General features: G+C 47.5%; 12 protein-coding genes and 1 pseudogene. 5 read left to right on the top strand and 8 right to left on the bottom strand.

The window, feature by feature from the left end; all coding sequences use genetic code 11:
• The first annotated feature begins 4 nt into the window (after positions 1-4).
• Positions 5-1,381: an adenylosuccinate lyase gene (purB, locus tag H6995_06060; GenBank protein ID MCP5214551.1), complete on the top strand. Its 1,377-nt coding sequence runs from the start codon at positions 5-7 to the stop codon at positions 1,379-1,381.
• Positions 1,382-1,483: 102 nt separating this feature from the next.
• Here the strand turns inward: purB and H6995_06055 are convergent, their stop codons facing one another.
• On the bottom strand, positions 1,484-2,431 hold the full coding sequence (locus tag H6995_06055; GenBank protein ID MCP5214550.1) for a LysR family transcriptional regulator: 948 nt from the start codon (positions 2,429-2,431) through the stop codon (positions 1,484-1,486).
• A 236-nt stretch (positions 2,432-2,667) separates the two neighbouring features.
• Here H6995_06055 and H6995_06050 point away from each other — a divergent pair, with 236 nt between their 5' ends.
• Positions 2,668-4,260, top strand: a complete 1,593-nt coding sequence (locus H6995_06050; GenBank protein ID MCP5214549.1) for an isocitrate lyase — start codon at positions 2,668-2,670, stop codon at positions 4,258-4,260.
• A gap of 276 nt (positions 4,261-4,536) precedes the next feature.
• On the opposite strand, the gene H6995_06045 is transcribed toward H6995_06050, so the two are convergent.
• On the bottom strand, positions 4,537-6,708 hold the full coding sequence (locus H6995_06045; GenBank protein MCP5214548.1) for a PQQ-dependent dehydrogenase, methanol/ethanol family: 2,172 nt from the start codon (positions 6,706-6,708) through the stop codon (positions 4,537-4,539).
• A 131-nt stretch (positions 6,709-6,839) separates the two neighbouring features.
• Positions 6,840-9,185 carry a TonB-dependent receptor gene (locus H6995_06040; protein ID MCP5214547.1) on the bottom strand — a complete coding sequence of 782 codons (2,346 nt, stop codon included), beginning with the start codon at positions 9,183-9,185 and terminating at the stop codon, positions 6,840-6,842.
• A 276-nt stretch (positions 9,186-9,461) separates the two neighbouring features.
• Between H6995_06040 and H6995_06035 the strand changes: the two genes are divergently transcribed.
• Positions 9,462-10,427 carry a helix-turn-helix domain-containing protein gene (locus tag H6995_06035; protein ID MCP5214546.1) on the top strand — a complete coding sequence of 322 codons (966 nt, stop codon included), beginning with the start codon at positions 9,462-9,464 and terminating at the stop codon, positions 10,425-10,427.
• Between the two features lie 119 nt (positions 10,428-10,546).
• Here H6995_06035 and H6995_06030 read toward each other — a convergent pair whose 3' ends face one another.
• Positions 10,547-12,367, bottom strand: a complete 1,821-nt coding sequence (locus H6995_06030) for an SLC13 family permease (GenBank protein ID MCP5214545.1) — start codon at positions 12,365-12,367, stop codon at positions 10,547-10,549.
• A gap of 192 nt (positions 12,368-12,559) precedes the next feature.
• On the bottom strand, positions 12,560-13,963 hold the full coding sequence (locus H6995_06025; GenBank protein ID MCP5214544.1) for a hypothetical protein: 1,404 nt from the start codon (positions 13,961-13,963) through the stop codon (positions 12,560-12,562).
• A 267-nt stretch (positions 13,964-14,230) separates the two neighbouring features.
• Here H6995_06025 and H6995_06020 point away from each other — a divergent pair, with 267 nt between their 5' ends.
• A complete protein-coding gene (locus H6995_06020; protein ID MCP5214543.1) occupies positions 14,231-14,476 on the top strand; it encodes a type II toxin-antitoxin system CcdA family antitoxin in 246 nt (81 codons plus the stop codon).
• A pseudogene (locus H6995_06015) lies at positions 14,476-14,794 on the top strand (CcdB family protein). Before H6995_06020 ends, H6995_06015 begins: the two are co-directional and overlap by 1 nt.
• 335 nt (positions 14,795-15,129) lie before the next feature.
• On the opposite strand, the gene H6995_06010 reads toward H6995_06015, so the two are convergent.
• The 3 genes from H6995_06010 to H6995_06000 all read right to left on the bottom strand — a co-directional run bounded on the left by H6995_06010 (position 15,130) and on the right by H6995_06000 (position 16,883).
• Positions 15,130-15,924 carry an HNH endonuclease gene (locus tag H6995_06010; protein MCP5214542.1) on the bottom strand — a complete coding sequence of 265 codons (795 nt, stop codon included), beginning with the start codon at positions 15,922-15,924 and terminating at the stop codon, positions 15,130-15,132.
• A 70-nt stretch (positions 15,925-15,994) separates the two neighbouring features.
• Positions 15,995-16,438, bottom strand: coding sequence for a hypothetical protein (locus H6995_06005; GenBank protein MCP5214541.1), 444 nt, complete (start codon positions 16,436-16,438; stop codon positions 15,995-15,997).
• A gap of 109 nt (positions 16,439-16,547) precedes the next feature.
• Positions 16,548-16,883: a hypothetical protein gene (locus H6995_06000; GenBank protein MCP5214540.1), complete on the bottom strand. Its 336-nt coding sequence runs from the start codon at positions 16,881-16,883 to the stop codon at positions 16,548-16,550.
• Positions 16,884-17,209: the final 326 nt, after the last annotated feature.

Here is a 17,209-nt window from a genome sequence, read left to right as displayed (position 1 = left end):
ATCGATGGAATTAACTTCCCTTACCGCCGTTTCTCCGCTGGATGGGCGCTACGCAAGCAAGACTCAGGCTTTACGCCCGATTTTTAGCGAATTTGGCCTAATGCGCTGCCGCTTTGAAGTCGAGGTGCGCTGGCTGCAACAGCTTTCCGAACACGAACAAATCGTAGAGGTTCCCAAATTCAGCACCCAGGCGCAGGATTATCTCAATCTTTTAGTCGAGCATTTTGACCTGGCTAATGCCGAGCGTATCAAAGAAATTGAACGCACCACCAACCATGATGTCAAGGCATTGGAATATTTCCTCAAGGAACAGTTTCAAGCGCAGCAAAAAAACCTGCCGGAATTGTTAGCTGTCAGTGAATTTGTACATTTCGCCTGTACTTCAGAAGATATTAACAACCTCGCTCATGCGCTAATGCTCAAAGACGGCCTGAGCGTCGCCTTGCCGTTGATGCAGCAAATAGTCGATGCCATCAAGTCCTTAGCCAAGCAGTACGCCAAGCAACCTATGCTGTCACGTACCCATGGTCAACCAGCCTCTCCAACCACTATGGGCAAAGAGATGGCAAATACCGCGTATCGGCTTGAACGTCAATTAAAGCAAGTCCAACAGGTTGAGCTATTAGGAAAAATAAACGGCGCAGTGGGCAATTATAATGCCCACTACTCCGCCTACCCGGAAATTGATTGGCCGGCCTTTGCGGAAAAGTTTGTGTCCCACTTAGGCCTAAGCTGGAACCCCTACACCACGCAAATCGAACCCCACGATTATATTGCCGAACTGTTCGATGCCGTAGCGCGCTTCAATACCATCCTGCTCGACTTCGACCGCGATATCTGGGGTTATATTTCGCTGGGATATTTCAAGCAAAAAACTATCGCGGGGGAAGTAGGCTCTTCGACGATGCCGCACAAGGTAAACCCCATTGATTTTGAAAACTCTGAAGGCAATCTCGGTATCGCCAATGCGGTTTTTAATCACCTAGCGGCTAAATTGCCGATCTCCCGTTGGCAGCGCGATTTAACTGACTCGACCGTGCTGCGCAACCTTGGCGTGGGTTTTGGCCACAGTCTGATTGCCTATGAATCCAGCCTCAAGGGGATTGGCAAACTACAACTCAACTCCGAAACAATCAACCGGGATTTGGATGATTGTTGGGAAATTCTAGCCGAACCGGTACAGACTGTGATGCGTCGCTACAATGTGCCGGAACCTTATGAAAAATTAAAAGCGTTAACCCGTGGCAAAGGAATTACTCAGGAAGGACTGCACGACTTTATTGATAAGCTGGCGATTCCCGAAAACGCAAAAGCACAACTGAAAACGCTCAAACCAAGCAGTTATATCGGCAACGCAGTGACGCAGGCAGATAACATTTAATTTGTCTTCACCCTGGCTTTTGACCATACCTTCCAAACACACTCGCTGCAGGAGAAAGGATGCCCCTTCTCCTGCAGAAGAGAACTAACCTAAAGTAAGATTTTAGATATCCCCCGAAATCTCACGCGCCACATCAACAATTAATCGACGCAGCCATTGATGCCCCGGATTCTGCTGCAACAAAGGACTCCAGGCCATTTTTAGATTGAAGGGGGGAATCTCAAAGGGTGGTGACCGCACCGCCAGACGGGGGTTATCAAGCTCCAATTCCGCAGCTTTCCTTGGCAGCGTCGCAATTAAATCCTTCTGGTTTGCCAGCAATCGTGCCACCTGGTAATGCCGGGTAAACACACTAATTCTACGTTTCTTATCCAGCTTAGTCAGGGCCTCATCAACCCGCCCCAAGCGCTGATTATCCTGTGGGTTCATGCCGACCCCAACACCCATACCTGTTTTGCTAACCCAGATATGATGCGCTTTGAGATAATTATCGAGGGTAAAATCTTCTAACACCGGATTATCAGCGCTCATCAGACAGGCAAAGCTGTCTTGCCATAGAGTGATTTGATGGAAGGATAAAGGTAATTCATTGAACCGATTGATGGCCATATCAACCTTGCCCTGCTCCAAATCGGGAAAGCCCACATCGCTTGGTGTTAAAATATCAAGCGTGATACCGGGGGCCTGTTCACGCAATTTACCCAATACTGCGGGTAGCAGAGTGGATTCGCCATAATCACTTGCCATCACACGAAAGGTACGGTCGCTGACACCGGGATCAAACACTCCCTGCGGCTGAATCGCTTTTTCAACTCCCGCCAACACATTACGAATCAGCGGCTGCAATTCCAGCGCTCTTTCTGTAGCCGTCATCCCTTCGCTGGTACGAATCAGCAATGGATCACCAAACAGTTCCCTCAAACGGCGCAGACCATTACTCATCGCTGGCTGCGTAATTCCCAGCTGGTGCGCTGCCTTAGTCACATTCTGTTCACGCAACAGAACATCAAAATAGACAAGTAAATTTAGATCAATACGGGATACATTCATGTTAGCTATAGTAATTCAGAAAGTATAAGTTTGCGAAATCATCTCATAACCTGTTGAAATACGCACTAAAAAATTCCGATTCCGGCAAAATATTCACCGCGCGAATAGCTAAAATAATTAGCATTTATTTCTTTTATAGTCGATAGCTCTCTATGATAGACCTCCAACTAACAAAGCAACGTTATTTCCCCAATAAACGTTAGCGTAAACATCACTACTAGATTGAGGATTATAAAATGTCAGATTACCAAAACGACATCGACTCGGTGGCTTCATTGAAAGAAGCACAGGGCGGTACCTGGGCTGCGATAAGCCCAGAGTATGCTGCGAGAATGCGCGCCCAAAACCGCTTTAAAACCGGTCTTGATATCGCCAAGTACACTGCTGGCATTATGCGCAAAGATATGGCCGAGTATGACGCGAATAGTGCCAAATACACCCAATCACTGGGCTGTTGGCACGGTTTTATCGGTCAACAGAAACTGATTTCTATCAAGAAACATTTCAATACTACCAACAAAAAATATCTGTATCTTTCCGGCTGGATGATCGCAGCATTGCGCTCTGACTTTGGCCCTTTACCTGATCAATCTATGCACGAAAAAACGTCAGTATCAGGACTCATTGAAGAACTATACACCTTCTTGCGTCAGGCTGACGCTCGTGAACTAGGCGGCTTGTTCCGCGAACTGGACGCTGCTAATCAAGCCGGTGATTCTGCTAAGGCCGCAGCAGCACAAGATAAGATTGATAATTTTCAGACTCACATCGTACCCATAATAGCGGATATCGATGCTGGTTTTGGTAATGCTGAGGCCACCTATTTACTCGCTAAGCGCATGATCGAAGCAGGAGCTTGTGCGATTCAATTGGAAAACCAAGTATCAGACGAGAAGCAGTGTGGTCACCAGGACGGCAAGGTTACCGTCCCTCATGAAGACTTCCTGGCGAAGATTCGGGCAATACGCTACGCATTCCTTGAACTAGGGATTGATGATGGTGTTATCGTAGCTCGTACTGATTCACTGGGTGCGGGCCTGACCAAGCAAATCGCTGTGACCAATCAGCCTGATGACCTGGGTGACCAATACAACTCTTTCCTCGACTGTGAGGAAGTATCTCCAGCAGATATGAACAACGGTGACGTCATCATTAATCGTAATGGCAAGCTGCTGCGTCCCAAGCGCCTGCCAAGCAATCTATTCCAGTTCCGCAAAGGCACAGGTGAAGATCGCTGCGTACTGGATTGCATCACATCACTACAAAACGGTGCCGATCTACTCTGGATCGAGACCGAAAAGCCACATATCGGCCAAATTGCCGGCATGGTAAACCGCATCCGCGAAGTGATCCCGAACGCCAAGCTGGTTTACAACAACAGCCCATCCTTTAACTGGACTTTGAACTTCCGTCAGCAGGTATTCGACGCCTGGAGCGAAGCCGGTAAAGATGTGTCAGCCTATAACCGTGCTGACCTGATGAACGTCGAATACGACGAAACAGAATTAGCAACCGTTGCCGACGATAAGATTCGCTCGTTCCAGGCCGATTCCGCTCGTGAAGCCGGTATCTTCCATCACCTAATCACCTTGCCGACTTACCACACTGCTGCTTTGTCCACTGACAACCTAGCCAAAGAATATTTTGGTGAGCAAGGGATGTTAGGTTACGTAGAAGGTGTACAGCGCAAGGAAATCCGTCAAGGGATTGCCTGCGTCAAGCACCAAAACATGGCAGGCTCTGATATTGGTGACGACCACAAAGGCTACTTTGCGGGTGAAGCCGCACTGAAAGCTGGCGGCAAAGACAACACCATGAATCAGTTCTAACCTGGCGCACTATTGAAAATAGCCCCGCCAACATTGTGGTAATGCTGTTCATTTAGGTATTGCAGCTTGGGCTAGACCTTAAAAAATCCGGTATTCATGAACGAATACCGGATTTTTTTATGCTTCGAGAAACACGTTTAGACCTCAAAGGTATTCATTCTTTTTCAGCATTAAGCATCTTTACCCAGCACAGGTCCGTGGCATAATTCAAACCGGCAATGACAAAAGGCAAGACCTACCCGGCAAGATATAGATGCCTTGATATTCGGTTTAAACTTAACGACTTAAACGCTTAGTATCTCCAATTTTTTGTGCGAATTGATTCCTTGTGATGACATAATGGCGAGCTGCCTCAGCATCTTGCGATGACAGCTCAGCAGCAAAACTCACCATACCGCGGTCGCTGAGAATGCCATCCAAAACAACCTGCTGCCATACCTGCGGTGCCGATAACATAGCCGAATAACGAAGATCCGGAATAACACCGCCACCCACGGCACCAGCGCCATGACAATTAACACAATAGCGATCATAAACGGCAACACCCTTCTCAACCATCGTGGCATCTAATTTAACTTTGGATAGGTCAGGCATATCACGCATTTGTTCCAGCGCCATGGGTAATTCCGCAGTTCCACCCAGCTTGAAGGTTAAAATTCTACTTCTGTTGATGGGATCACCAGCGGCAGCATCTAGCACCAAGGGACCGGTCATTAAGGGGAAGATCCCGCCCCACCCAGCACTCACGCTTATGTACTGTTCGCCATCGACTTCAAAGCTTATGGGCGGCGCGACAACGCCTGTTTGCGCGGAAAACTCCCAGAGTTTTTGCCCGTCTTTTGCTGCATAAGCATTCAGAAAGCCCGTCGCACTGCCTTGAAAAACGAGTTCTCCTGCGGTTGTCAGCACACCGCCATTCCAGGCACCGGGGTACTCTACACGCCAAACTTCTTTCTGCGTAACCGGATTCCAGGCCACCAAACGACCTGAGGTCGCTTTTTTGATGGCAGCAATCACTGCCGGATCATCTGGAAAGCTGGCCACTTTGGTATCGACGCCTAAGTTAACTGCCAGCTTGGAAGGTGTTTGTTCATCCTCGGCCAAATAGGGAAAGGCGGATTCCTGCGCGGGGAAATAGACTAACCCGGTATCGCTGCTATAGGACATCGGGTGCCAGTTATGGCCGCCCATCCAGGACGGTGAAACCAATGCTGGCTTACCAGTTTTCCAGTATTCAGCTTCTGGGTTTACTACCGGGCGTCCGCTGATTTTATCGACGTGGCTCGCCCAGGTGACTTTGACAAAGGGCTCCGCAGATATCAGTTCACCGCTGATCCGGTCGAGCACATAAAAGAACCCATTTTTAGGTGCCTGCATCAGCACTTTGCGTGGCTTTCCGGCGATGTCCATATCTGCCAAAATCATATGCTGAGTTGCGGTAAAGTCCCAAGCTTCGCCAGGTGTTGTTTGGTAATGCCAACGATAGATACCGGTATCTGCGTCAACCGCAACAATTGATGATAAAAACAGATTATCGCCTGCGCCGGCGGTGCGAATGTTGGGGTTCCAGGGGCTACCATTTCCTACCCCGAAATAAAGCAGGTTGGTCTCCGTGTCAAAGGCCATCGAATCCCAAACTGTACCGCCACCTCCGAACTTCCACCAATTGCCATTCCAGGTAGCCGTCTGTGCTTCAACAGGCTCTGTACCCACTGGCTCACCCGGCGCGCCGGGCACGGTGTAAAACCGCCACACTAGGTCACCCGAATTGGCATCATAGGCGGAAAGATAACCGCGCACGCCATATTCCGCCCCACCATTACCAATAAAGACTTTGCCATTCGCAACTCTGGGAGCGCCGGTGATAGTGTAATTTTTTTCCTGATCCACGGTGATGGTGGACCAAAGTTGGTCGCCGGTTTTAGCATCCAAGGCAATTAAACGGCCATCCAGCGTACCGACAAAAATACGGCCATCCATAAAGGCAACGCCACGGTTCACCGCATCACAACAACCCTTCACACCGGTAGACTTAGGCACCTTCGGATCGAAATGCCAAAGTTGCTCGCCGGTCGCTGCCTCCAGTGCTAACACGTGGCTCCAGGCGGAGGTGGTGTACATGACGCCATCGATAACCAGGGGGGTAGCTTCTTGCCCGCGTTTTCCCGGCAGGTCAACGTACCAGGCCAGTTTTAATTCACCGATAGTCTCTTGGTTTATTTCATGCAGAGGGCTATACCGTTGCTCAGCGTAGGTACGCCCATGACTCAGCCAATTGCCCGTTTCATGCTCCGCATCGGCCAGTCTCGGCTGAGGGCTTAGACTAATGACTCCTTTTTGCTGAATGACATCCGTCTTATTTTCTAACGGCAAACAGCCGGCTATCACCGACGTAATGGCAAATACTAAGAGAACCCCTAGTGGCTGCTTGCTGTTCCGGTTGGTCATAGAATTAAGCCCTTTCCATTTACTTGAAGATCGCTCAAAGGATCACTGATTCTGCGGGAACTACCGCATAGTTTTAAGTCATAAAAAAGGCTGCCAATCACTTGGCAGCCAATAAGGGGCATCGCTATGTTTTAGAAGTGATACTCGGTGGTCAGGTAATATTCTCTGCCGCGACTATAACTGCCCTCAACAAAGCCAACACCCGGCTGACTAAACCCTGAATAGAGGAAGATTTCATCCGTAGCATTTTTTACGCCAGCGATAATCTTCCAATGCTTCGGTGACGTATAGGAGGCCGACATGCCCAGCAGACCGAAAGAGTCCTGAGCAAGCAATTGCGTATTCTCGGCATCGTTAAAATGGTCGTCTTTCCAGTTATAATCGGCACGTAATAACAACTCAGCGCCCGAGTTCAGGTCGATGATGTAATCCACTGAAAAATTAAAAGAATTTTCAGGCGTATTCGCGAACTCAAAGTCTTCCGTAATGGTCGCATTAGGGTCGGAGATTTCTGTGTAGTCCGCATCCAGATAAGAGTAGCTAAACATCAGCGTCAGGTTATCGGTCGGCACCGCCATGATTTCAAGTTCAAGGCCTTTTATCTCCGACTCACCCGCATTGACTGTGATGGGTGTAATACCCTCCTGGTTGATTATCTGCAGATCAGTGTAATCGGTGCTAAAGAGCGCCGCGTTAATACGAACTCTATCGTAATCAAGCTTAACCCCGACTTCCAGTGTTTCCGCCTCTTCCGGGTCGAATGGACGCGCGCCATCTTTCGGGTCAACGGTTCGACCGGTAAATCCACCCGACTTAAATCCGGCTGAATAGGAGAAGTACGTGAAGACACTGTCACTCCAACGATAATCGATGCTGAATCTTGGCGAGGTGTCAGAGAACTCAACGCTCTCGTCATCAATCAGCAACGCAACAGGATTCAGGCCTTGAGTAACGTGTGTCGGGCTATAACGCTTATCATCCTTGGTATGACGAAGGCCAAAAGTGGCGCTTAACTTATCGGTAAAATTATAACTTGCCTGAGCAAAAATCGCTTTGGAAGTATTCTCCACATCATTCAACTCATCGAGCCAAAGGTTGATAACTGTACCCGGCGCGCCTGCCAGAGCAAGGTCAACTTCCAGGCCGAGCGGCACCTGAACCCGATCCGATCCTTCCTCCTTAAAGTAATAGACACCGCCCAACCAACTCATTCTGTCATTTAGCAGCGAGCCGGTAATCTGAAACTCTTGTGAAAACTGTTCATGCTCGTAGGTGTTTCTAGTGTGGTCGAGAATAATCGGTGAACTATCACCATCACGACCGAAATCTGACTCCAAGTCACGGTAGGCAGTAATGGATTTAACATCCACCGCATCAAATTGCCAGTTCAGCGTCAAGGCAGCACCAAACAAATCATAATCGGATTGAGACGGCGCATTACCGTAGGTCGTATGCTCATTACCGGTGATCCAGCGCTCATCATACACCAGTCGATTTGCCGGTGCCGCACCACCTGTGGCAAAAGCATTGTGGGCATCAGCCAAGGCAGCACCAGTACCGTACGTCGGCGCAAAACCCAATAAAGTGGACACTGGTGCAGTCTCCCGGGCACGCGTTATATCGACCGCAAAGCGAGCCTGGAATTGATCGTCATTAAAAAACAGCTTTACCCTGGCTGATTGTGTGTTGACCTCTCCCAGGTCATCACCATTGCCATATAGTTCACCGTTACCGAAGGCGTTTGGTGCTGTTCCTGCGGGAACCGAGAGTGGTATATAGTCGCTGGGAAACGGTAGGCGTTTACCATAACCATCCTGAGTCTTCGACGAAAATGAAAGTGAGCTCAACAATTTATCTGTCAGCGGCACATCAACCTTACCACGCATATCCAGCCGGTTGTCTGTTCCCAGTGTCAACCCCAAAGAGCCCGCCAACTGGTCGCCCGGATCTTTCGAAACGATGCTGACAGCTCCACCAATAGTATTGCGCCCAAAGAGCGTACCTTGGGGGCCCTTCAACACCTCCACCCGCTGAATATCCAAGAGGTCAACCAAACCACCAACGGACCGAGCCACATATACATCATCCACATAAAGGCCAACACCAGGATCGATGGTTAGTAAGAAATCGCTCATGCCGATGCCACGAATAAAGGTGGTTAATGCCGCCGAGCTACCACTAATAGCCGCTGTCGAATCCATCTCCAAGCCTGGGGTATAATCCGCGACTTGCGCAATATTGGTGACACCTTTTTTATTTAGCGCATCACCTGAAAAGGCCGATATCGCGATAGGTACATCTTGCAAACTTTCCTCACGTTTTCGTGCGGTCACTGTAATTTCTTCGATACCCACCCTTTCCGCTGCTAAAGTTAGCGGTTGATAAATAGGTAAACCAAAAACAAGCGTCACCACACCGCAAACCAGCTTTTTCTTTATAAAAATCTGTGGTTGGTCATCAGATCGACTCTGAACCATGCCCTTATCCTCCGTTTTAGTTATTTAACCTCGGCCAGGAATTTAGCCTTTGACCGGATATTTTTTTACTTAACGATTAAACCATTTGCGCTAAAATGGTTCTTGTCGAGAACGGCAAGAAAGATTTACCAAAATGGCACTGGGCATGCGAAATACACTAATCTCCAAATTTTCTATGATATTCTGTTCACCAAAGCTGGATTTCTAACAGGCGACGAAAGGAGACGGGCGGAGCCAATATTGCTCCACAGCCCGCAAACAGCAAGAGGGGCACCGATGAGCATTACAACATACCGCACTCATGACATACATAAAAAACAGCAATTCGAGTTCTGGAACGAATTGATTTGTAAGGAGTTTATTCAGCTTGAGTGCAACACCAGCGATAACAGCACCTATCGCGGCGAACTAACAACCTGGGATTTAAGTAGTATCCAAATTTCAAAAGTGTGCTGCGACCCTTCGGATGTTCATCACTCAAAATGGCAGGTCGCTAAATCAAACGATGATGTCTATATGATGCATGTCCAGGCGAGTGGCGAAAGTATGAACCGCCAGAATGGCCAAGAGGCCCATTTAAAACCGGGCGACTTCACGCTTTGTAACAGCAAATTCCCCTATTCCGTATTATTTAACAAACCCATCGAGATGCTCGTTCTGCGTATTCCTGGTTCAATATTACATCAATATTTTAGCGGCTCAGAACAGGACATTATCGGCCGTAAAATTTCCGGCGACGAGCAGCTGGGGGCCGCTATCTATAGCTTGCTGGTAAGACTTTGGCAAAACAAACAGCATATTGATACGCCACAGCAAAACATCAATATTTGCAAAAGTGTGCTATCCCTACTGGCCACTCAACTGCAAATGATCAGCCCGACAGGTAATGCTGCGGAATCTTCTGTCAGAGCCAGCCATATGCAACGTATCAAGATGTACATCGAACATCATTTGGCGGACCCCATGCTTTCCCCTGCCACCATTGCCAATAGCAATGGCGTTTCCCCTCGATATTTACGCCTACTGTTTGAAAAGGAAGGGCTGACCTGTTCAAGATACGTTATTAACCGCAGGCTGGAAGAAGTGGCTCGGAATCTCGCCAACCCCTCGGCGGATCATATGAAGATAATTGAGATTGCTTATCGTTGGGGGTTTAGTAATCCATCACATTTCAGCCGAACCTTTAAAGAACATTTTCTCTGTGCGCCCCAGGATTATCGGAGTATGAAAGACAAAGCGTGATGCCATCTATTAGCAAGTGGTGTCATAGATGAATCACACTTAACGTTTTTCTTGAAAAGCCTGTTATCACAGAATGGTAAAAGGAATCGTATTTAAGCTCCCCCAAAAACTCTTCAATGCTATATATCGTAAATCATGGGTAGCGTCCAAGAGAGAGTGAGCCAGACAATCAGGGTCAGCGGGACACCCACTCGAACAAAATCAGTAAACTTATAACCCCCCGTACTCATGACCAGCAAATTTGTTTTATAGGCCATGGGGGTCGCGTAACTCATATTCGCACCGAACAATACCGCCAGCACGAAGGGTTCCGCGGGAAGGCTCAATTGTTGCGCAATACTGATGGCAATCGGAGTGCCAATCACCGCAGCGGCGTTATTGGAAACAATGTTAGTCAATATGGCCATGAGTAGCATTAAGCCACTCAGCATGACGACCGGAGAGCTGCCGGCGCTCATACCGACAAAGAGTTGAGCCAAATATTCCGCACCGCCGGTTTTGGACAGTGCCATACCCAAGGCGAGACTCACCACCACGATCAGAATCACTTGTGTGTTAAGCGCTTGGGCCGCATCATTCCAGCTCAGGCAGCGAGTAATGATCATCAGTAGTACGCCGCAAGTTGCACTAACCGCGATAGGTAGCAACCCGATCGCCGCTACGCCGACAATGCCTGCCATGATCAGCAACGCCAGTGATGCTCGTTTTGTGGTGGGAAGATCGCTGGTAGCGTCGAGCACCAATAACTCTCCGCTGCGCTTCAATTTGGCAATCTGTTCACGGTTGCCTTGCACCAAAAGCACATCGCCGACAGTAAGGATCACCTCTCCAACTTCCTTGCGAATTTCAGCGCCAGCACGGTGCACTGCCAAGGTCATCAGCTGGTAGTATTCGGCAAAGCGGAGTCTGGATAAGGTTGTTCTATCCAATACTGATCCCTGCGTCACAACAACCTCGGCCAGTTGTTGATGCTCATCTTGCAACGGGTGCTCCTCATCCACCCGCTTGTCGCCGACATAAAGTTTTGCCCCCAGAACGGTTTCCATTTCCTTCAGGTTGTCCGGAGTATCTTTTACGCTCAGACGATCACCCGCTTTGATAATGACATCGGGAAAAGGGATTAGTACCACGCCCCCATCTCGGTGAATCTGTAACACCCGCAGATTCATTCCCGCGATATCTTTCAGTTCGGCCAAGGTTTTGCCTACCGCTGAACTCTCCTCATCCACATTCAATTGCGCCGTAAAAACGCGCGGTGAAGTATCCCCCATCAAGGTCTCGCGTCGAGGTAACATATGGGGTGCCACCAGCCACAAGAAAAGAATCGCTACCCCACCGGCAATGGCCGCCGGAATAAAGAAGTCGAACATGCTGAAGCGTGCCAATCCCATATCGGACGCCACCGAGACCACCAACAGATTGGTCGAGGTGCCTATCGTGGTACTCATGCCCCCAACCAAGGTCGCAAACCCCATCGGCATGAGTATCTGCGATGCCGGTCGATTATTGCGCAGGGAAACACTCACCAGGATAGGCAACAGCAGAACCACAATGGGGACATTGTTCACAAAGGCGCTCAGAAAAGCCCCCACTAGCAGGGTCAACAGCAACGACAACATAGGACTAACCGACCACAACCGCGCCAGTTGACGCCCCACCGGCTCCAACGCACCCGTGCGCACTAGACCTTGTCCGGCAATCATCAAGGCACAAACAGCGATCAGCGCCTCATGCCCGAAGCCCATAAAGAAGTCTATCGCATGAATCTGCTCGTCCCCGACGCCATAAGGAAAAAATTCAAAGCCGAGTATCAACAGCACCAACACTGCCAAACTGGCTGTTTCAAGAGGAATACGCTCGCGGGTAAACAACACCAGAGCAATCCCCACCAGGAGAAGGACAGCCAGGCCATGAGCATCAAGCATTGCAGGTAATTCCATAAAGTTTAGCTTACCGCTTTATTCAAGGGCTGAGTAGATTAAATCCTTCTCTAACCCTGGGTATAAAAAATTGTAGATGTCCAAATAATACTGCCTTAAGAGTAGTTACCGGGTCTACTCATATTTAATAGGTGACACCTTTTTGTAAAGAGCAGGAAAAATCAATCAAGCCTGACCCATCGATTCCGGCAATCAGTATTTGGATTCATGCGACCATTGAATTCGGTATCCCTTCTCGCCCGTTCCTTTGGGGTTTTCGAGCATTAATACCTGATCCACTCTGGCAATATCTCCCAGCCGCAAGCTGCTTTCGGCGTCCTGGATTAGCGTCATGTCACTCAGGGAATGCTCATCAAATCCAGCGGGAAGGCTATCTACAAATAAATTAACTTTCCGCTCAACCTCGGAAATTGTGAGCCCGTACTGATAGATTCTGCCGAGAGAAACTTCGATTAAATAGCTGCGGGATTGATCATTAGTTAAAGCAAAGGGCTGCCAACTACCCGGCAATAGCTTTGCTGAATCGATGTCCACTTCAACCTGTTCAAAATCACCAATCTTCCTTATCGGGATGACTAGTCCATCTTGAGTGAGTATTTTTAAATCCATTAGCTCAGCAAACCGAACGCCTGCTGGCGCGAGCCGGAGCAATGACGCCACCTCCTCACGCGCATAAGCTTCATTCATATTTAACTTCCTGACAACCTCTTGATTCAATCTAAACCTGAGTTCCCTATGGGCAGAAGACGATGGTTCTGGAATTAACGGCTCGATGTTTGTGACCAGTCGGCTTTGTGTAGCGGGATGCTGAAATAACCCAAGCAGCTTTTCCGACAACGCTGTTTTAGCCGCCCTGGTTTGCCATTCCTCATGCAAGCTGACTTCTATTAAGAATTCTGCGCGGTAAAGTCGCGCTATGTCCGCTTGCGGGTTCGGAGCCTTTCCCACCCTTGCGTTAACTGCGCTAACTTCCTTCATGCTGAGAGCTTGACGCTCCATCCGCTGATACAACGACAGGACTTCCGGTCGGGACAAGTCATTTGCAAAAGACACCCGTACTAATATCGGTTTACTATCGCTGCTAAAAAATTGTTCCGCATCAACAAAAAAACTACTAACCACAACAAAACCAATCAACAAACCAACACCGGCACCAAAGTGCTTCAGGTTTTTCCGTACCTCTGCCCTCCTGGAGTCCTTACCCTCCTTGTTCACCAAGGTTCGAGTTAAAGCCAGGGTGAACTCACCACAGACCCAATACACGACTATGACTAATACCCCCGGCACCAGCAAAACAGCGCTTTCCCTGCCGTCGCCACCAAAATAGGCCACTAGGGCCATCAGGTTGAAGAAGATCAACATTTTGAAAAAGTAGGTGAAGTTGAATTCTCCGGAAACACGATCAATTGATCCGACGTGCAGGATACTCAGGATGGATGACGCAAAAAGTATCTGAGAAAAAGAGGGTGGGAATTCCAGTGGCACCAGCCTGGAGATATAAAAAGACATAAAGGGAGCCAGGATCAACCCTCCCAGAATCACCGAACCTGCGGCATACCCGTAATATTCAGATTTTGTATAAGCTGCGGACTTCATCAAATATCCTTGCAGTGGTTAAGCGTCTGAGCCACTCCCTCCCGATCAGACGATAGCCTTAATCGGGGAATCAAAAGGAGTGAAACAGCAGGCTCCAATATTTTAGGTGCACTTGCTACTTGAATCCGATAGAGAAGGCAAAATCAATCAATTTTGCCATCGATTCTTGTGACTTGAATTCACCATTTCAATTTGGTTGAAAACCGCTAAGAAGTACCCTAACATATCAATGCGCACCCTAACGCGCACAAACATAGGAGCTACGACATGCAATCACTTTTTGATCAAAACGCCCCTAAAAAAGCGACTAACCTCAGCATAAACAGTGACTTATTAATCAAATCTCGCTCAATGCACATTAATTTATCCGCCACCCTGGAGCAAGCCTTAACTCATGAACTCTCTAAAAAAGAAGCCGAAAAATGGAGAAACGAGCATAAAGCAGGAATAAACGCCTACAATCAGTTTGTAGAAGAGTACGGCTGTTTTGGCGATGAATATAGAGCCTTCTAATGGCGCAATTTGACGTATATAAGAACCCCAGCAAAGCTACACAAAAGACTTTTCCCCTTTATTCTAGATATTCAGCACGATTATATTTCTGACATAGGCACAAGAATCGTACTTCCGCTCGGTCGGCTCAAATACTTTCAAAATGAAAATTTAGGGAAGCTTACCCCCTCCATCGAGTATAACGGTGAAAAACTTCTTATTCTTACGCCCCAAATTGCCTCTATACCCCGTAACAAACTGAAAAACCCTATTGGTACGCTTAACCATTTTCGATCAGAAATTTTAGCCGCTTTAGATTTTGCTATTACAGGCATTTAACGCCACACATTAGGCGACCATGAGCAAATACGGAATACGGGGACAGGTCTTTGATTTTTGATCACCTCCTCCATTTCTTCAAGCTACTCAACATAACCATTGACTCCTCGATCATAAATCAAAGACCTGACCCTCGCCTTCTTTCGATGCAACCGAAGTAACGGTCTGCGCCAGGTAGATGCTCGATAGATGTTTGTTCGCAGGCACACCTGTAGAACGACAATAAATGGGTCGGCAGTAGAGACAACAGATCAAAGGATAAGAAAAAGAATAAACCGGCTGACGCCGGTTTAAAAACTCGTTTTGCCTATTGACGAGGGGCGGTCATATAGATGTTAGCTATTTTTCTCAAAAGCATCAAAGCGTTTTTCCAAGTTCTCCGACATGGTTACCGGAATGCTATCCAGGACAACATGACCGTGAAATACCCAATACTCACTTTCTTTCAGAGTGGAAGAAACAAACACTATTCCATCTCTGTCAATTCCGACTAAATTTAGATCGTATAGTGTGTGGATATCTGATCTTAATAGCAGGCCATTAGTTACAGAGTAGTTGGTGTCAATGGAATGAGGAACAATATGTGCTGCCTCTAAAACTCCTTCAATGGAGCACTCTGTAATGCAACAGCGACCGCCGAAAATTGAGAGCAAAGCTTGGCGGAATTCGGGCTGGCCACGCCTCGTTTTTATAGCCTTGTAGGTCACCTCATCTACCGGGTGTTCTTTATTGCTTGGTGGCACTTCCGAGGTAGATATTGAATTAGCAGCCGATTGTTTCTGTGTTCTTGAAATTGAAAGAGGCTTTTTTACAGCCGCTTGAACCAAATGCTCGAACTCTTCATCAACCTCGTAGCCATGTACTGAGCGCTTATTTATTCCTAGTGTACCCTCACGCTGCCTATCCGGTTTGTTGGTGGTTTTTACCCTGACGCTCCAGCCATCGTTAACAACACGCTGGATTACTTCATCAACGCTGTCGGTGTACGTGCCTTGCCCATGGCGATCTTGTTCACCTGGCTTTGTGAGAGCGAAGCCATAGCGACCTGTACTTTTCTGAGCCTTTTTATACGGATATAGTCTGTCACCATTATCAGCAACTAATACAAACCTTTTATCTACAGTTTCCATTGCACCTCTCTGCATTTTTTATAGCTAACAGCCAGCTAACAGGACCCCTTCGGTCCCGTTAGCAAGATTTTTAGGCATTTGCGATTTCCTTATCCAAGTTTCTTTTGAATAAATAAATCGCTATAGCACTTAGAAAAACACCCACGAAAAACTGAAGAATTCGGTTAGCCTTATAATCGAATGTATAAAGTGTGTTCTTTTTATAATTTCTGGGAAGGTAAGTGATTTTAAGCGTTTCACCTAAATCATATTTACCCGCTACGGAAACTTCAGCAGCAACATTCACGTTTCCTACATCAACATAAATGATTTTGCACTCCATCGCATTGCCATATCTGTTATCCCTGCACCCTTCGTTTTTACCAAATAAGCTATAACTTGAAACGACCTTGCCCTCTTTTGTAATTCCCTTATCCCATAGTTGGTATATTTGAAATCCTTGATATCCGCTGAGCGCTAAGCCGACAAAAAATAATGCAAACCAAATGAAGCTCTTATCGATTTTTTCCTCCACAAAGCCTCCTCCTGCCTAACGCTTAGTGAATGGGCAGCGTTGCTGCAAAGCAGCGCTTTTAGCTGTCCAGCCAGCTTGCTGGCGAACATTGCACATATTGTTATGTGTATTACGCACCGATATTCACCACTGCATTAGTTAGGGGAACTAAGAATATTACGATACCAGTAAGCACCCCAATACGCAGCATGCAATGTGCTTTTTTAATTAATTTAGATAGCTGATGGTTGTTTATTTGAACATGGCAATCTTTGACCCAAAGCATGTTAAGGAAGCTTACATCTGCCATGAGGTGATATAAATTTTTATAGCGAGCACCGAATATTTCAGCCTCATTTTCGTTTGAAAAATCTACGATAGACTGCAATAGGCGAGCATACCTAATCATGAATATTCCCATACCAATTAGAAAGGCTAAAAATAGTAATACGATTATCGAATCCATGCTCTCTCTTTACACATAAAACGACTGGCCTCACCAGATCGCGAAGCGGAGCGTAGCGATTCCGTGTGCAGGCCGCTGTTATACGTCATTCGACTATTCGCGAAGTGCCTAATGTTCAATTGCTTGCACCCTCTGCCAGGAAATAAAGCACCCCAAGTTGCTGTAAGATGCTAGATCTGTAACACTTTGATCGCTGCTCTCAAGCAATGCAATGGCTGTTAAGTATTGCCCTGGATGCTGTTCATTGTTCTTAATGATCGTTTCTATATCGTCCTGACGTTTTGAATACATTGTTTATGGATTGCTGTGGCAAAACACGCTGATTC

Source organism: Pseudomonadales bacterium (genome assembly GCA_024234615.1).
In the GTDB taxonomy this organism is placed as follows: domain Bacteria; phylum Pseudomonadota; class Gammaproteobacteria; order Pseudomonadales; family IMCC2047; genus JAJFKB01.
The sequence above is the reverse complement of the archived record's forward strand: the minus strand, read 5'-3'. Positions and strand labels throughout refer to the sequence as shown.